At 71.8% G+C, this 16,096-nt stretch carries 18 protein-coding genes; 9 read left to right on the top strand and 9 right to left on the bottom strand.

The window, feature by feature from the left end; translation table 11 throughout:
* Nucleotides 1–174: 174 nt before the first annotated feature.
* Complete coding sequence (locus tag OZN99_RS10925) at nucleotides 175–924, top strand: maleate cis-trans isomerase family protein (protein WP_270935247.1); 750 nt, start codon at nucleotides 175–177, stop codon at nucleotides 922–924.
* Between the two features lie 93 nt (nucleotides 925–1,017).
* Here the strand turns inward: OZN99_RS10925 and OZN99_RS10920 are convergent, their stop codons facing one another.
* The 3 genes from OZN99_RS10920 to OZN99_RS10910 all read right to left on the bottom strand — a co-directional run bounded on the left by OZN99_RS10920 (nucleotide 1,018) and on the right by OZN99_RS10910 (nucleotide 2,486).
* Nucleotides 1,018–1,422, bottom strand: a complete 405-nt coding sequence (locus tag OZN99_RS10920) for a DUF6481 family protein (protein WP_270935246.1) — start codon at nucleotides 1,420–1,422, stop codon at nucleotides 1,018–1,020.
* A gap of 93 nt (nucleotides 1,423–1,515) precedes the next feature.
* Nucleotides 1,516–2,304, bottom strand: a complete 789-nt coding sequence (locus OZN99_RS10915; RefSeq protein ID WP_270935245.1) for a tripartite tricarboxylate transporter substrate-binding protein — start codon at nucleotides 2,302–2,304, stop codon at nucleotides 1,516–1,518.
* Nucleotides 2,268–2,486 (bottom strand): hypothetical protein, encoded by a 219-nt coding sequence (locus tag OZN99_RS10910; RefSeq protein ID WP_270935244.1) that lies wholly within the window; start codon nucleotides 2,484–2,486, stop codon nucleotides 2,268–2,270. Before OZN99_RS10910 ends, OZN99_RS10915 begins: the two co-directional genes overlap by 37 nt.
* Nucleotides 2,487–2,553: 67 nt before the next feature.
* On the opposite strand from OZN99_RS10910, the gene OZN99_RS10905 reads away from it, so the two are divergent.
* From OZN99_RS10905 to OZN99_RS10895, 3 genes are read left to right on the top strand one after another with little or no spacing between them, the layout of a single operon-like run.
* Complete coding sequence (locus OZN99_RS10905; protein WP_270935243.1) at nucleotides 2,554–3,516, top strand: 2-dehydropantoate 2-reductase; 963 nt, start codon at nucleotides 2,554–2,556, stop codon at nucleotides 3,514–3,516.
* Between the two features lie 33 nt (nucleotides 3,517–3,549).
* Nucleotides 3,550–5,160, top strand: a complete 1,611-nt coding sequence (locus OZN99_RS10900; RefSeq protein WP_270935242.1) for a peptide chain release factor 3 — start codon at nucleotides 3,550–3,552, stop codon at nucleotides 5,158–5,160.
* Nucleotides 5,161–5,193: 33 nt separating this feature from the next.
* Nucleotides 5,194–5,658: a cupin domain-containing protein gene (locus OZN99_RS10895; protein ID WP_270935241.1), complete on the top strand. Its 465-nt coding sequence runs from the start codon at nucleotides 5,194–5,196 to the stop codon at nucleotides 5,656–5,658.
* 4 nt (nucleotides 5,659–5,662) lie between these two features.
* On the opposite strand, the gene OZN99_RS10890 is transcribed toward OZN99_RS10895, so the two are convergent.
* From OZN99_RS10890 to paaN, 6 genes are all read right to left on the bottom strand, one after another.
* Entirely contained in the window at nucleotides 5,663–6,364 is a 702-nt protein-coding gene (locus OZN99_RS10890; RefSeq protein ID WP_270935240.1) for an ABC transporter ATP-binding protein, read from the bottom strand.
* A complete protein-coding gene (locus OZN99_RS10885) occupies nucleotides 6,357–7,187 on the bottom strand; it encodes an ABC transporter ATP-binding protein (protein ID WP_270935239.1) in 831 nt (276 codons plus the stop codon). Before OZN99_RS10885 ends, OZN99_RS10890 begins: the two co-directional genes overlap by 8 nt.
* Nucleotides 7,184–8,146, bottom strand: coding sequence for a branched-chain amino acid ABC transporter permease (locus tag OZN99_RS10880; RefSeq protein ID WP_270935238.1), 963 nt, complete (start codon nucleotides 8,144–8,146; stop codon nucleotides 7,184–7,186). Before OZN99_RS10880 ends, OZN99_RS10885 begins: the two co-directional genes overlap by 4 nt.
* A complete protein-coding gene (locus tag OZN99_RS10875) occupies nucleotides 8,146–9,021 on the bottom strand; it encodes a branched-chain amino acid ABC transporter permease (RefSeq protein ID WP_270935237.1) in 876 nt (291 codons plus the stop codon). Before OZN99_RS10875 ends, OZN99_RS10880 begins: the two co-directional genes overlap by 1 nt.
* 66 nt (nucleotides 9,022–9,087) lie before the next feature.
* Nucleotides 9,088–10,263, bottom strand: a complete 1,176-nt coding sequence (locus OZN99_RS10870; RefSeq protein ID WP_270935236.1) for an ABC transporter substrate-binding protein — start codon at nucleotides 10,261–10,263, stop codon at nucleotides 9,088–9,090.
* 49 nt (nucleotides 10,264–10,312) lie between these two features.
* On the bottom strand, nucleotides 10,313–11,974 hold the full coding sequence (gene paaN, locus OZN99_RS10865; RefSeq protein WP_270935235.1) for a phenylacetic acid degradation protein PaaN: 1,662 nt from the start codon (nucleotides 11,972–11,974) through the stop codon (nucleotides 10,313–10,315).
* A gap of 110 nt (nucleotides 11,975–12,084) precedes the next feature.
* Here paaN and OZN99_RS10860 point away from each other — a divergent pair, with 110 nt between their 5' ends.
* The 5 genes from OZN99_RS10860 to OZN99_RS10840 all read left to right on the top strand — a co-directional run bounded on the left by OZN99_RS10860 (nucleotide 12,085) and on the right by OZN99_RS10840 (nucleotide 15,853).
* Entirely contained in the window at nucleotides 12,085–12,882 is a 798-nt protein-coding gene (locus OZN99_RS10860) for an enoyl-CoA hydratase-related protein (protein ID WP_270935234.1), read from the top strand.
* Entirely contained in the window at nucleotides 12,879–13,310 is a 432-nt protein-coding gene (gene paaI / locus OZN99_RS10855; protein ID WP_270935233.1) for a hydroxyphenylacetyl-CoA thioesterase PaaI, read from the top strand. Before OZN99_RS10860 ends, paaI begins: the two co-directional genes overlap by 4 nt.
* Nucleotides 13,307–14,623, top strand: a complete 1,317-nt coding sequence (paaK, locus tag OZN99_RS10850) for a phenylacetate--CoA ligase PaaK (protein WP_270935232.1) — start codon at nucleotides 13,307–13,309, stop codon at nucleotides 14,621–14,623. The genes paaI and paaK overlap by 4 nt, the downstream gene beginning before the upstream one ends.
* A gap of 3 nt (nucleotides 14,624–14,626) precedes the next feature.
* Complete coding sequence (locus OZN99_RS10845) at nucleotides 14,627–15,247, top strand: TetR/AcrR family transcriptional regulator (protein ID WP_270935231.1); 621 nt, start codon at nucleotides 14,627–14,629, stop codon at nucleotides 15,245–15,247.
* An 81-nt stretch (nucleotides 15,248–15,328) separates the two neighbouring features.
* Nucleotides 15,329–15,853, top strand: a complete 525-nt coding sequence (locus OZN99_RS10840; RefSeq protein WP_270935230.1) for a hypothetical protein — start codon at nucleotides 15,329–15,331, stop codon at nucleotides 15,851–15,853.
* Nucleotides 15,854–16,096: the final 243 nt, after the last annotated feature.

Below are 16,096 nucleotides of genomic sequence, written 5' to 3'. Positions count from 1 at the left end.
CTGGGCCGCCGCACGGCTGGCGACGGTGCGGGGCGCGCTGCTGCCGCGCACCGATGCGCGCGTCGCCGCCGACCCGGCGGGGGAGGTGGCGCGCATGGCCGCGCTGGAAGCCGAGGCGGCACGCGCCTGGGCACGGGAGGCGTCGATGCTGGACATCGCGAAGGTCGGCATGCCGTGACCCATCCGCCCCGCCGCTGGCACCCCACACACCGCATCGGGCTGCTCGCGCCCTCCGCCAACCCGGCAGTCGAGCCGGAGATGCGCCACCTCCTGCCGCACCAGGCGGCGCTGCACGTTGCGCGCCTGCCGGTGATGCCGAACACCACGCTGGAGCAGCGGAACGCCGTCTATCTCGGCCATGTCGAGCAGGCGCTCGGCGCCTTCGGCGCGCTGCCGCTGGACGCCGTGGTGGTCGGCCTCACCGGGCCGAGCTACGCGCTGCCGCCGGAGGAGGACCAGGCGCTGCAGGACCGGCTCTCGGCCGGCGCCGGCCGGCCCGTCATCCTCGCCTCGCGTGCCATCGCGAAGGCCGTCGCCGCGCTGGGGCGCCGCAGGCTTCTGCTGTTCTCGCCCTATCCGGGCTGGCTGACGGAGCGCGCGGAGCGCTACTGGGCCGCGGTGGGGCTGGAGCTGGTGGAGTCCTTCAAGGTCTCTGACACCTTCCGCGCCTATGACCTGACGCCGGAGGAGGTGGCCGACGGGCTGGCGAAGCTGTCGCCACCGAAGGACTGCGTGGTGCTGATCTCCGGCACGGGCGCGGCGACGCTGGATGCGATGGACTGGATGCGCGGCCGGGTCGGCGTGCCGCTGCTGTCGTCCAACCTGGCCTGCGCCTTCGCGGCCTGCCGGCTACTGGGCCTGTCTTCCAGCACCGCGATGCACGCCTGCTGCCCGGAACTGGCTGCGCAACTCGACAGCCGCTGACGGCTGCTTCAGCGGCTCTGCCGCTGGAACAAGACCCATCAGCGAAGGATCAACCCCCGTCCGGGGCCCCCTCGGCGACGCCGTGGGGAAGCCTTAGCGCTGGCGCGCCTTGCGGGCGTCCTGCATCGCCTTGTGGGCGGCGGCAAGAGTCACGGCGCGGTTGCGCTGGTCGGCAGCGCGGCGGGCGGCGGCATTGGCGGCCTCGATCTCGGCCGCGCGTCGGCGGGCGAGTTCTTCCTGCGCCTTGCGCTCGGCTTCGCGCTTGGCGGCCAGGCGCGCAGCCTCCTCGGCCTGCTTGATCGCGAGCTTCGCGGCGCGCTTCTCGGCCTCGCGCGCGGCGCGCGCCTCGGCGATGGCCTTCTGCTCGGCCATGCGCTTCTGGACCTCGGGGTCGTCGAGGCGGGCCTTCATCGCAGCGAACTTCTCCGCCGCGGCCTTGCGGGCCTCCTCGGCGGCATTCTTGCGCTCGTTGAAGTCGAACAGCTTCTTGGTCTGCATGGTCCTGCTGGAAAAGGGCAGGCTGCATTTAGCCGCAGCAGGCCGCGAGGTGAAGGGGTCACGGCCTGTCCTGGGCGCAACCCACCCCCCTCATCAATTCGTGAGCGTCACGCCGGCCTCCCGCACCAGGGCCGCCCAGCGGAGCACCTCCGCCTGGTGGAACGGGCCGAAGGCGGCGGGCGGCATGGTCTCGATCCGGAAGCCGGCGGCCTCCAGCCGGCCGCGCAGCACCGGGTCGGCCAGCGCGGCCTCGGTCGAGGCGTGGATCCGCTCCAGCACCGGCGCGGGCGTGCCGAGCGGGGCGAACAGGCCGAACCAGGCATCGCCGGAGACGTAGTCGTATCCCAGTTCCTGCAGCGTCGGCACGTCGGGGATGTCGGTGAAGCGCATCTGCCCGCCGACGCCCAGCGCCCGAATGCGGCCGTCCGCCGCCAGTGCCGAGACGCTGGCCCAGGTCGCCATCATGAAGTCCACCACCCCCGCCACCAGGTCCTGCGCCGCGGGCGCCGCGCCGCGATAGGGCACATGCGTCGCGTTCATGCCGTTCCGCCTTGCGAAGGTCTCACTCATCAGGTGGGACGACGACCCGGCCGAGGAGGAGGCGTAGGACAGCCCCCGCCCCGGCCTCCGGCCGAGCTCCACCAGCTCCGCGACGCTCCGCGCGGGGGAGGACGCCGGCACGACCAGCGCGTGCGGCGCACGGGCCACCAGGGTGATGGCTGCGAAGCCGGCCGGGTCGTAGGGCAGGCCCGGGATCAGCGCGCCGTTGGTGCCGTGCGTCTGGTTGTTGCCGAGCACCAGGGTGTGGCCGTCGGGCGCGGCGCGGAACACCGCCTCGGTCCCGATCACACCGCCACCACCGCCGCGGTTCTCCACAACCACCTGCTGCCCCAGGCATCCTGCCATTTCGCCGCGAGGGCCCGCGCCAGCACGTCCGTGGTGCCGCCGGGCGGGAAGGGCACCACCAGCCGCACCGGCCGCTGCGGGAAAGGTGCCTGGGCGAAGGTCGGTCCGAGGGGTGCCAGGGCGAGCGGCAGGGCGAGCAGGGCGCGGCGCAGGATCATCGGCGGGCCTCCGGGTGGTGGGCGGCATTGTTGCCGGGGCGCCGGCATTGCGGCAGAGGGTTTCCGCATGCGGGTGACGGTCCTGGGTCTCGGCGCGATCGGCGGATGGCTGGCCGCGGGCTTTGCCGCGGGCGGGGCAGAGGTGGCGCTGCTCGCCCGCGGCGCGACCCTGGCCGCGCTGCGGCGCGACGGGCTGGTGCTCCGGGCGGGTGACGCGGCGCGCGTCTTCCGCCTGCCCGCGGCCGAGGACCCCGCCGACCTGCCCGTGCCGGATGTCCTGGTCCTGGGCCTGAAGGGCCAGGACCTTCCGGCGGCGCTGCCGCTGGTCCGCGCCGCGATGGGGCCGGCGACGCGCGTGCTCTCGGCGCAGAATGGCGTGCCCTGGTTCTTCCTGCAGGGCTTCGGCGGCCCCTTGGCCGGCGCTGCGCTGGACAGCGTGGATCCCGGCGGGGCGCTGGCCGCCGCCCTGCCCGCCAATCGCGTGCTCGCAGCCGTGGTGCACGCCGCCGCCATGACCGAGGCGCCGGGCGTGATCCGCCTAGTGAAGGCCGACCGGCTGCCCATCGGCCATTTCGGCGACGCCGGGCTGCTGGACCGGGTCGTCGGTGTGCTGCGCGCCGGCGGCGTGCCGGCCGAGCCCTCGGCCGCCATCCGGGAGGAGATCTGGCGCAAGCTGTGGGGCAATTCGAACATGAACCCGCTCAGCGTGCTGTGCCGCGCCACCCTCTCCGACATGCTGGACGAGCCCGGGGTGAAGGGACTGGCGGAGGCGATGATGGCGGAGATGGACGCGCTGGGTCAGCGCATCGGCCTGCCGCCGCTCGGCAGCATCGAGGCGCGGATGGTCGTCACCCGCCGCATCGGCGCCTTCCGCACCTCCATGCTGCAGGATTGGGAGGCCGGGCGGCGGCTGGAGCTTGGCCCGATCCTCGGCGCGCTGGTGGAGATGGCGGAGCGGCTGGGTCAGCCCGCGCCTGTGATGCGCGGGGTGCATGGGCTGGTGGCGCTGCTGCAGCAAAGCCGGGGCTGATACCGGGGCCGCAAGGGGCTATATGCCACCATCATGACCGACGCCCTGGACCTGGACAGCGTCGCGCGGGAAGCCGCGCGGCGCCGCACCTTCGCGATCATCGCCCACCCCGACGCGGGCAAGACCACGCTGACCGAGAAGCTGCTGCTGAAGGGCGGCGCCATCCAGCTGGCCGGCGCCGTGCGCGCCAAGGGCAATGCCCGGCGCACGCGGTCGGACTGGATGAAGATCGAGCAGGACCGCGGCATCTCCGTCGCGACCTCCGTCATGACTTTCGAGCGCGCGGGCATCGTCTTCAACCTGCTCGACACGCCGGGCCACGAGGACTTCAGCGAGGACACCTACCGCACGCTGACCGCCGTGGACGCCGCGGTGATGGTGCTGGACGCTGCCAAGGGCATCGAGGCGCAGACCCGCAAGCTGTTCGAGGTGTGCCGCCTGCGCGACATCCCGATCGTCACCTTCGTCAACAAGATGGACCGCGAGGCGCGCGACCCCTTCGAGCTGATCGACGAGATCGAGAAGACGCTGGCGCTGGACGCCGCCCCCGTCGCCTGGCCGGTCGGCCGCGCCAGCGAGTTCTGGGGCACCTACGACATCCTGGCCAAGCGCCTGATGCCCGTGGATGCGACGGAGGAGGAGGGCATTGCCGTCTCCGGCCCCGACGACCCGCGCATCGCGGAGCTGGTCGGCGAGGCGCGCGCGACCGCGCTGGCCGAGGAGGTGCTGCTGGCCGAGGCCGGGCTGAACGCCTTCGACCTCGACGCCTTCCGCCAGGGCACGCTGACGCCGGTGTTCTTCGGCTCCGCGCTGCGCGACTTCGGCGTCGGCCACCTGCTCGAGGGGCTGTCGCGCTTCGCCCCGCCGCCCGGCGCCCGCCCCGCGGACCCGCGCAACGTGGAACCGGACGAGCCGCGCCTGACCGGCTTCGTCTTCAAGGTCCAGGCCAACATGGACCCCAACCACCGCGACCGCGTCGCCTTCGTGCGGCTCTGCAGCGGGCGGCTGACCAAGGGCATGCGGCTGCGCCAGGTGCGCACCGGCAAGCAGGTGCCGGTCAACGCGCCGCTCTTCTTCTTCGCCAAGGAGCGCCAGGTGGCCGAGGAAGCCTGGCCCGGCGACGTCGTCGGCATCGCCAACCACGGCACGCTGCGCATCGGCGACACGCTGACTGAGGGCGAGGAGGTGAATTTCCGCGGCGTGCCGAGCTTCGCGCCCGAGATCCTGCGCCATGTGCGGCTGGAAGACCCGATGCTGGCCAAGAAGCTGCGCACCGCGCTGGACCAGCTGGCCGAGGAGGGCGTGGTGCAGGTGTTCCGCCCGCTGGATGGCAGCCCGCCCGTGGTCGGTGTGGTCGGCCAGCTGCAGCTCGACGTGCTGCAGAGCCGCCTGAAGGTCGAATACGGCGTCCCCGCCGGCTTCGACGCCACGCGCTGGCAGGTGCTGCGCTGGATCAGCGGCGAGCGCGCCCAGGTCGAGCGCTGGGCCGCCACCAACCGCGGCGACACGGCGGAGGACCATGACGGCGAATACGTCGCGCTGTTCTCCTCGGACTGGCGTCGCAAGCGGGCCGAGGAGGACTTCCCGGAGCTGCGGTTCCACGCCGTGCGGGAACAGCACGGGGTGGTGCAGATGGCGCGGTAGCCGCTAGGCTTCGCCGAACGAGGGAGGTCAGCCATGTCCAAGCCACGCTTCGTCGCCGCCAGCGCCGCGCGCGTACTGCCGCTGTTCGGCGGCGACATCCGAATCACCATGCCGGCCGACGGGCCGGGTGCCGGGTTCAGCGCCTTCGAGGATGTCCGCCAGCCCGGCGACGGACCGCCCTGGCACGTCCACAACGGCGAGGACGAGATGTTCCGCGTCGTCTCCGGCCGCTTCCGCATGAAGTGCGGCGAGCAGGAGTTCGAGGCCGGGCCGGGCGACTGCGCCGTGCTGCCGCGCGGCGTGCCGCATTCCTTCGTCAACATCGGTGACACTGCCGGCACGATGTTCTGCGTCGTGCAGCCCGGCGGCTTCGAGCGCTTCTTCCTGGAGATCGCCGACGCGGACCTCCGCATCCCGGAGGATATGGGCCGCATCCTGGAGATCGCGGCGCGCTACAGGCTGGAACTGCTCGGACCGAACCCGTTCAGCGGGCGCTGAAACCTCACACCCCCAGATAAGCCTCCCGCACCGCTGGATCGTGCAGCAGGTCCGCGCCGCTGCCGCCATGCGCGATGCGCCCTGTCTCGATCACATAGCCGCGGTCCGCAATCGCCAGTGCGGCGCTCGCATTCTGCTCCACCAGCAGCACCGTCACGCCGGCGCGCTTCAGCGCCACCACCGCGTCCAGGATCTGATCCACCAGCACCGGCGCCAGGCCCATGCTCGGCTCGTCCAGCATCAGAAGCCGAGGCTCGCTCATCAGCGCGCGCCCGATCGCCAGCATCTGCTGCTGACCGCCGGAGAGTCCGGCGGCCTGCAGCGCCCGCTTCTCCTGCAGGATCGGGAACATGTCGAAGACCCGGTCGAGGTTGAGTGCGGTCTCGGCCCGTCCGCGCCGGAAGGCGCCGAGGCGGAGATTGTCCTCCACGCTCAGCGGCCCGAAGACCTGCCGGCCTTCCGGCGATTGCGCGATGCCGGCCGCGACCCGACGGTGCGGCGACCAGGCGGTGATGTCATCGCCATGGAACGTCACGCGGCCGGCGCTGACCGGCTGCACGCCCGACAGGCAGCGAAGCAGCGTCGTCTTGCCCGCGCCGTTGCCGCCGACCAGCGCGGTGATCTCCCCGGTCTCGACGCGGAGCGAGATGCCCTTCAGCGCCAGGATGCGGCCATAGGCCGATTGCAGGTCCCGCACCTCAAGCATGGTGTGCCCCACGCGCCGTCGCGCGACTCGCTTCCTTCGCGCCATGCGTGCCGAGATAGGCGGCGATGACCTCCGGATTGCCGCGCACCTCCTCCGGCGTGCCTTCCGCCAGCATCCGCCCCTGGTTCAGCACGAGGACGTGCCGGCTGATGCGCATCACCAGCTTCATGTCGTGCTCGATCAGCACCACCGCCACGCCGCGCGCCGCGACCTGGGCGATCAGGCGGTCGATCTCCTCCGTCTCCACCGGGTTGCAGCCCGCCGCGGGCTCGTCGAGCATCAGCACGCGTGGATCGGTCGCGAGTGCCCGCGCGATCTCCAGCCGCTTCAGCGCGCCATAGGGCAGGCTGCCCGCCGGCTGCTCTGCCTTGTCGGCCAGCCCGACCTCCGCCAGCAGCGCCATGGCAGCCTCCCGCGTCGTGGCATTGGCGCGGCGCGCGGCGGGCAGGCGGAACAGGTCGGCGAAGAGGCCCGACCTCTCCTGCAGATGGCGGCCCGCCATCACGTTCTCCAGTGCCGTCATGCGGAAGAAGACCTGCAGGTTCTGGAAGGTGCGAGACAGGCCGCGCGCCGCCAGGCGGTGCGGCGGCGCCTCCGTCACGTCCTGCCCGTCCAGCGCGATGCGGCCCTCGCTGGCGCGGTAGAGGCCGGAGACGATGTTGAACAGCGTCGTCTTGCCGGCGCCGTTCGGGCCGATGATCGCCAGCACCTCCCCCGCGCGTGCTGCGAAGCCCACGCCGTCCAGCGCACGCAGGCCACCGAAGGAGATGCCGATGCCCTCGGCCCTGAGCAGCACCTCGCCGCGGGGCTGGATCGCGTTCATGCCGCCTTCCGCCGCAGCAGCGCGGCCAGGCCGGGCACGATGCCGGCGCGCAGGAAGATCATGAACAGCATGATCAGCACGCCCAGCACCGCCTGCTCGTATTCGTGCAGGAAGGTCAGGGTCTGCGGCAGCAGCACCAGCAGCGCCGCGCCCACCACCGCGCCCGGCACGCTGGCCAGGCCGCCGATCACCACCATCGTCACGTATTCGATAGAGGCCAGGAAGCCGGCGGCGTCCGGCGTGACGAAGCCGTTCATGAGTGCCAGCAGCCCGCCCGCGACGGCGCCGTACACCGCGGCGATGACGAAGGCGCGCAGCTTGTGGGCGGCGACGTCGATGCCCACGGTGCGCGCCGCCACCTCGCTGTCGTGCAGCGCAGCCAGCGCCCGGCCGGAGGGACTGTCCTGCAGGTTCAGCGCGATCCAGACGCCGACCAGCAGCGCCACGCCGGCGATCCAGTAGAAGGTCTCGCCGCCGCGGATGCGCCAGCCGAACAGCTCGGCGCGCGGCACGCGGATGCCGTCAGGCCCGCCGGTGATGCCGACCTCGCTGACCAGCACCATCGTCACCAGCATGCCGAAGCCCAGCGTCGCCACCGCCAGGTAATGCCCTTTCAGCCGCAGGATCGGTCGCCCCACGACGAAGGCGACGGCGGCCGCGACGATGGCGCCGAGCGGCAGGCAGAGCAGCACGTCGAGACCGAGGTATTTCGGCCCGAGCGCCATGGCATAGGCGCCGATGCCGACGAAGCCGGCATGGCCCAGGCTCACCTGCCCGGCCTGCCCCATCAGCACCTGCAGCCCGACCGCCGCCAGGGCCGTGACCCAGACCAGCGCGGCGACGCGGAAGTAGAAGCCGGAGGGGAAGAACCAGGGGATGGTGCCGATCACCGCGGCCAGGATCAGCAGGGTCGCCCAACGGGCGCGGAAGGGGAACTGCCAGCGTGGAGAGAGCCGCACTACACGCGCTCCACGCTGCGCCGGCCGAACAGGCCCTGCGGCATGGCGAAGAGCACGGCCAGGATGACGATGAAGGCCACCGCGTCCTTGTAGGCCGAGGAGATGGTGCCCGCGGCGAAGCTCTCCAGCACGCCGAGCAGCAGGCCGCCCACCACGGCGCCGAGCGGGCTGCCCATGCCGCCCAGCATCGCCGCCGCGAAGCCCTTGAGTGCGAGCAGCGTGCCGACATCGAAGGAGGTCAGGGTGATCGGCGTGATCAGGATTCCCGCGAAGGCGCCGATGGCGGCCGAGAGCCCGAAGGACAGCGCGAGCACGAAGGAGGTGTCCACGCCCACCAGCCGCGCCGCCAGCCGGTTCGCCGCGGTGGCCAGCACCGCCTTGCCCAGCAGCGTCTTCTCCAGGAAGACGAAGAGGCCGAGGAAGACCAGCAGCGCGCCCCCCAGCACCCAGAAGCTCTGCGGCAGGATGGCGGCGCCGGCCAGCAGGATCGGGTCGCTGCCGCTGAAGGCGGGCAGCTGGTGGAAGCGCTTGTCGAAGACGATCTGCGCCACGCCGCGCAGGAAGATGCTCGCGCCGATGGTGATGATGATGAGCGTGACGGCGGAGGCGCCGCGCGCCGGCTCGATCGCCAGGCGGTGCAGCAGCAGCCCCACCGCGACCGCGACCAGGATGGCCAGCGCCGCGGCCAGCGGCAGCGCAATGCCCGCGGCGACGGCGAAGACGGTGACCATGCCACCCAGCATGACGAACTCGCCCTGCGCGAAGTTCACCACATCGGAGGCGTTGTAGATCAGCGTGAAGCCCAGCGCGACCAGCGCATAGACGGCGCCGACCGTCAGGCCGGAGACGAGGAACTGCAGAAGCTCGGCGAGCATGGATCGTCTCCGCCTCTTCTCCCTCCCCCGTGTGCGGGGGAGGGTCGGGGTAGGGGTGCGCCGCCGTCAGTTCCCGATCAGCACGAAGCGGCCGCCGCGGATCTCCACCATCCGGAAGGCGCTGAGGTCCAGCCCCATGTGATCCGTGGCGCTCATGTTCACCACGCCGCCCGTGCCCACAAAGCCGCGGGTGGCGCGGATGGCGTCGCGCAGCCGCGTGCCGTCCGTGCTGTTGGCGCGGCGGATCGCGTCGGCCAGGATCATCAGCCCGTCATAGGCATGGCCGCCGAAGGTCGAGACCGGCTGGTTGAACTCACGCTCGAAAGCGGTCTTGTAGTCGATCAGCACCTGGCGCTGCGGGTCGTTCTGCGGCAGCTGCTCCGCCACCAGCAACGCGGCGGCAGGGAGGCGCACCCCCTCCGCGGCCGCTGCCGTCGCCAACTCGATGAACTGCGCGCTGGCCACGCCGTGGCTCTGGTACAGCGGGAGCCGGATGCCGAGCTGCGCGTAGCCGCGGGTGACGATCGCCGGCCCCTGGCCGAAGCCTGGATTCACCACCGCCTCGACGCCCTGGGTGTTGCGGATACGCGTCAGCTGCGGGGTCATGTCGGAATCGCGCGGGCCGTACTGCTCGTCCGCCACGATGGTGATGCCGGCCGCCTGGGCGACGCGCTGGCACTGCGCGCGCATGGACTGGCCGAAGCCGTCGGTGCCGCTGATCAGCGCGACGCGCGACAGGCCGCGCGCCCGGATATCCGCGAAGATCTTCTCGCAGGCCATCCTGTCGGTGTGCGGCGTCTTGAAGGTGAAGGGCGAGACCGGGTCGATGATCTCGATGCCGCCGGCCAGGCTGATGAAGGGGATGCGGGCATCCTCGAAGACCGGGCGCATCGCCATGGTGGTGCCGGTGGTCGTGCCGCCGACCATCGCCACCACGCGGTCGTCCTCCACCAGGCGGGTGGCGAAGGTGCGCGCGCGGTTGGCGTCGCCGCCGTCGTCATAGACGATCAGCTGAATGGGGCGGCCGTTGATGCCGCCGGCCTGGTTGATCCGGTTGACGTAGAGCCGCAGCGTCTTGTCCTCGGGGTCGCCGAGGAAGCTGGCGGGGCCCGTCACCGACAGCACCGCGCCGATGCGGATCGGCTGGCCCTGCTGCGCCAGCGCGGGCGTCGCCCGCAGGGCGCTAAAGGCGAAACCGAAAGCGGCGAGCGCGCCGAGTGTCAGCGCCCCGCGGCGGAGCATCCTACCCAGACCCATCCTCGTTCCTCCCTGCATTGTCATTGCAGCGACGCTAAGCGGCCGCGGGCCGGCGCGCCATGGCGATGTGGAAGCGGTTCGCGACGAAGGCGGCATCCGTCAGGCAGGAGGTGCCGGCCGGATTGGCGCCCGAGACGTGGTAGTCGCTGAAGGCCGCCGACTGGTTCACGAAGATCCCGCCGGTCAGGTTCTCGCTCAGCGCCGCGCCGGCCCGCGCGAAGGCGCGTTCCGCCCTGTCCAGGAAGGCGCCGTCCGTGCTGTGCACCAGCGCGGTGATCGCGCCCCGCGCCCGGGCGGAGCCGGCGGCGAGGGCGAGCGCGGCGTCGGCATCGGCGCAGCGGATCAGGAAGGCGATTGGGCCGAAGCGCTCCTCGCCCCAGGCGTCGCGGGCCTCTGCTTCCACCGCGAGCAGCAGGGGGGTGGCGGTGCGCGCGGCGTCCTGGCCCGGGATCGGCGCGCTGTCGCGCAGCACGCGGCCAAGCCCACGCGCGGCGGCGATGCGGTCCAGCGTCGCCGGGTTCTGGATGGCGCCGGCCACGCCCGCGGCGCGCGCCGGGTCGGCCAGCAGTGCATCCACCGCTGCGGCGAGCGCGGCGCCGAGCTCGTCGAAGCTCTTGTGGCCTTCATTCGTCGCGATGCCGCCGGCCGGGACGAAGATGTTCTGCGGCGCCGTGCACATCTGCCCGCTGTAGAGAGCGAGCGAGAAGGCCAGGTTGCGGCAGAGCCCCGCGAAGTCGGCGGTGGAGTGCAGCACCACGGGATTGATGCCGGCTTCCTCGGTGTGCAGCACCTTCCGGCCGCCGACGGTCTCGCGCAGCCAGCGGCCGAAGGCCGGGCCGCCGGTGAAGTCCACGATGCCGATCGCGTCGTGCCTTGCGAGGTCCGAGGCCAGCGGCGCTTCCGGCGTGTCGGGGGCGAGTTGCACGACATCGGCGGGGTAGCCCGCTTCCGCCAGCACGGCGCGCGCGGTGCGCACCGTCAGCGCCAGCGGCAGGATCGCGGCGGGATGCGGCTTCACGATCACCGCATTGCCTGTGGCGAGGCTGGCGAAGAGGCCGGGATAGCCGTTCCAGGTGGGGAAGGTGGCGCAGCCGATGACCAGGCCGATGCCGCGCGGCACGGCGCGGTAGGCCTTGTCGAGCAGAAGCTGCTCCTTGCCGGCCTGCTTGGCCCAGCGCGCCGTGCCGGGGATGCGGGAGAGCTCCTCCATCGCGTAGGCCACCGCCTCCAGCCCGCGGTCCTGCGCATGTGGCCCCCCGGCCTGGAAGGCCATGGCCCAGCCCTGGCCGGTGGTGTGCATCACCGCCTGCGCCATCAGGAAGCTGTCGCGGTTCAGCCGGTGCAGGATCTCGAGGCAGATGCCGGCGCGATGGGCCGGCGCGGCATCCGCCCACGCAGGTGCGGCAGCCTCGGCGCGCGCGACCAGCGTGGCGACGTCGAGCGCGGGGTAGGTGATGCCGAGCTTCGGGCCCCAGGGCGAGAGCTCCGCGCCGACCTGGCCGGGGCCGTCCGCGAAGGGCTTCCCCAGCAGCGCTGCGAAAGCGGCCTCGGCCTCGGCCTTCGCGCTCTCGCCGTAGATCTTCCCCGAGGGCGTTTCCGGGTAGGCCGAGAAGTAACCGCGGCTCTGCAGGGCGGCGATCGCCTGGTCGAGCGTCGCGCCGTGCTTCTCCGCAAAGGCCTGTGCGGTTGCGCTCATCCGCCCTGCGTCCTCCCTCGCCGCCGTTGACCGGCGGCTGCTGCCAGAATAGATTAACCGAACGGTCAGTCAATAGTGAAGAAGTTCGTATACGATAACGGGAGGGCCGCATGGGCGAGAGCGCGGGACCGCTGCTGGTCGAGGCGCGGACAGGCTACCGGGTGCTGACGCTCAACCGCCCGCAGAAGCTGAACGCCTTCGACGGCGCGCTGCACGCCGCCCTGCTCACTGCGCTGGAGGCGGCGGGCCGCGACCCGTCCTGCCGTGCCGTGCTGCTCACCGGCGCGGGCCGCGGCTTCTGCGCCGGGCAGGACCTGGCGGAGCCTGGTCTGACGGGGTCCGAGGCCGACCTCGGCGCCGTCATCGAGCGCGGCTGGAACCGGCTGGTTCGCGCGATCCGCGCGCTGGAGAAGCCGGTGGTCTGCGCGGTGCACGGCACCGCGGCGGGCGCCGGCGCCTCCATCGCCTTCGCCTGCGACATCACCCTGGCCGCGGAGACCGCGCGCTTCGCGCAGGCCTTCATCCGCATCGGCCTGATCCCCGATTCCGGCGCCACCTGGACGCTGACGCACCTGGCCGGCCCGGCGCGGGCCCGCGCCATGGCGATGCTCGGCGAGCCGATTACCGGTGCCGAGGCGGCTGCGATGGGCCTCATCCATCGCGCGGTGCCCGATGACCGGTTGATAACGGAGGCGGAGGCGACCTGCGCGAAGCTGGCGCGCCTGCCCGCCAAGGCATTGTCGGCGACCAAGCGCGCGCTGCAGGCTGCGGAGGGCAACGGCCTCGACGCGCAGCTCGACCTCGAGGCACTGATGCAGCGCGAGCTCGGCCGCAGCCACGACTACAACGAAGGCGTGGCGGCCTTCGCGCAGAAGCGCGCGCCGCGCTTCGAGGGCGCGCCGGAATGAGTCCCGAGGAACTGGCCCGGGCCTGCGCCGACGCGATGTGGGCCGACGACCACGCCTCGCAGGGTCTGGGCATGCGCATCGCGCGCATCGCGCCCGGTGAGGCCGACATCACCATGACGGTTGAGCGCCGCATGGTGAACGGGCACGGCATCTGCCATGGCGGCTTCATCTTCGCGCTGGCCGATTCCGCCTTCGCCTTCGCCTGCAATTCCTTCAATCGCCGTGCCGTCGCGCAGAGCAACACCATCACCTATCTGCGCCCCGCGCGGCTGGGCGACAGGCTGACGGCGCGCGCGGTGCAGACCGCGAGCGCGGGACGCAGCGGCATCACCGACGTCACCGTCACGGATGAGGAAGGTCGGCAGGTCGCGCTGTTCCGCGGGCTGTCGCGCAGCATCGAAGGCCATCTCGTGGAGATCGCGACATGACCACGCGCCTCGGCGATCCGCCTGCGCCGGACCTGCTCGACGCGGCGGAGCGGCTCTCGGCCCCGCAGATGCGGGCGCTGCAGCGCGAACGGCTGGCCTGGACGCTGGCCCATGCCTACGAGAACGTGCCGCATTACCGCCGCGCCTTCGACGCCGCCGGCGTCACGCCGCTGGACTTCCGCGACCTGCCGGACCTGGCGAAGTTCCCCTTCACCACCAAGGCCGATCTGCGCGCCAACTATCCCTTCGGCATGTTCGCCGTGCCGCGCGAGAAGGTGGCGCGCATCCACGCCTCCTCCGGCACCACCGGCAAGCCGACGGTCGTCGGCTACACGCAGAAGGACATCGAGACCTGGAGCAGCGTCGTCGCGCGCTCCATCCGCGCCAGCGGCGGGCGCGCCGGCATGATGGTGCATGTCGCCTATGGCTACGGCCTGTTCACCGGCGGGCTCGGCGCGCATTACGGGGCGGAGGCGATGGGCTGCACCGTCATTCCGGTCTCCGGCGGCATGACGGAGCGCCAGGTGCAGCTGATCGAGGACTTCCGGCCCGAGATCATCATGGTGACGCCGAGCTACATGCTGGCGCTGCTCGACGAGTTCCGCAGGCGGGGCGTGGATCCGCGCAAGTCCAGCCTGAAGATCGGCATCTTCGGCGCCGAGCCCTGGACCGAGGCGATGCGCGCGCAGATCGAGGAGGCCTTCGACATCCACGCGGTGGACATCTACGGCCTGTCGGAGGTGATGGGCCCGGGCGTGGCGAACGAATGCGTGGAGACGAAGGACGGCCCGCACATCTGGGAGGACCACTTCTTCCCCGAGGTCATCGACCCCGAGACCGGCGCACCGGTGCCGGATGGCGAGCCGGGCGAGCTGGTCTTCACCAGCCTGACGAAGGAGGCGATGCCGATCATCCGCTACCGCACGCGCGACCTGACGCGGCTGCTGCCGGGCACGGCGCGGCCGGCCTTCCGGCGGATGCAGAAGATCACCGGCCGCAGCGACGACATGATCATCCTGCGCGGCGTCAACGTCTTCCCCAGCCAGGTGGAGGAGCAGATCCTGCGCGTGCCGCACCTGGCGCCGCACTACCAGCTGGTGCTGACGCGCGAAGGGCCGCTGGACGCGATGACCATCGCCGTGGAATGCGAGCCCGGCACCGACGAGGACGAGCGCATCACCGCGGCGCAGCAGCTGGCGCACCACGTGAAGGAGATGATCGGCGTGACGGCGGCGGTGGACGTGCGCGACCCCGGCGCGATCGAGCGCAGCCTGGGCAAGGCGCGCCGGGTCGTGGACCGGCGGCCGAAGTAGCCGATGGCCCGCCCCCGCGCCGCCGACCATTTCGAGAAGCGCAACGCCATCCTGGCGCAGGCGGCGGAGCTGTTCGCGAAGCACGGCTACGACCGCGCCAGCCTCGCCATGATCGCCCAGGCGGCCGGCGTCTCCAAGCCGCTGGTCTACCACTACTGGGCCGACAAGGAGGAGATGCTGTTCGACGTGCTGGCGCAGCACCTGCAGCACCTGGTCCAGGTGGCGCGCGCGGTGGGCGACCAGCCGCGCGGCCCGCGCGAGAGGCTGGAATCCCTCGCCTTCCACCTGCTGGATGCCTATCGCGACGCGGATGCGGTGCACCGCGTGCAGATCGCCTGCCTGCCGCTGCTGTCGCCTGCCCGGCAGGAGGCGCTGAAGTCGATGGAGCGCGCGCTGGTGGCGGAAGCGGCGGCGCTGGTGGCCGACCTGCATCCCGACACGCCCCGCCCGCTGCTGAAGCCGCTGACGATGAGCTTCTTCGCGATGCTGAACTGGCACTACCTCTGGCATCGGGAGGACGGGAAGCTGACGCGCGACGCCTATGCGCGCATGGTCGCCGCGCTGATCGCCGCCGGCACGCCGGAAGCCGTGGCGACCGTGGCGCCCGCCCTGGCGGAGGGGTGAGGGCGCGCCGCCCTGGCCGCATTCGCTGGACCGCGCGGCCGGAGCGCTGGCAGTCTGCCCCCGTAACGAGGAGGGCGACCCATGGCGACGAGCACGGCCTGGTACCTGCCGAACGGCAAGGGCGCGGTGTGGACCGCGGGGGACACGGTGACGACCGCGGACAACAGCAAGCGGGACAAGGGCAAGACCGAGACGCATGCCGAGCGGAAGGCCTATGACCTGGTGAAGAACAAGGCCGCCACCGTCTTCTGCCTGGTGACGGACGAGTTCCCCTGCGAGTACTGCGCCACCTTCTTCCTGCTGGAATCGAAGCTGAAGCAGCGAAGCTTCGTGCTGCGCTGCACGGCCAATTCGGGGGCCTATGCGAAGGAATGCGGCGCCGTCTCCACGCCGCAGGACAACTTCGTCAAGACGCTGACCGGCGACCTGTATTTCTCGGCCGGCACGCTGGCGATCCCGCGGCGCGTGGTGACGGTGACGGGCATCCCCGACGCCTTCGTGGACAATGTGACCAAGCCGGCGAAGTTCTCCTCCGCCGCCGAGCAGGGCCCCGGCGCCTTCCTGCCGCAGGCGCCGTTCCGGACCCTGCCCGCGCTGCCCGGGTGAGCGGTGTTTCCGCCGGCGCCTGGGCGGACCGCCGAGGCGGCTGCCGGTCCGCATCCCAATTTTAGGCTTTTGTTCCTTTGCCGCTTTGGCGCATAGTGGGCTCCGGCTTTCGGACAAGGGGCTGACCTAGCTAAGGCTAGGACTGGGGTTCTGAAGCTTGTCCTAGGCCAGTCCAGTTGGCGAGGGTGGAGAGCAGACGGCGGGGTGGGGCGTAGTTGAAGCGCCATTCGCATTCGGCGAGGA

The sequence above is a fragment of the Falsiroseomonas oryzae genome (assembly GCF_027856955.1).
GTDB lineage: Bacteria > Pseudomonadota > Alphaproteobacteria > Acetobacterales > Acetobacteraceae > Falsiroseomonas > Falsiroseomonas oryzae.
This window is presented reverse-complemented; position numbering and strand designations above follow the sequence as displayed.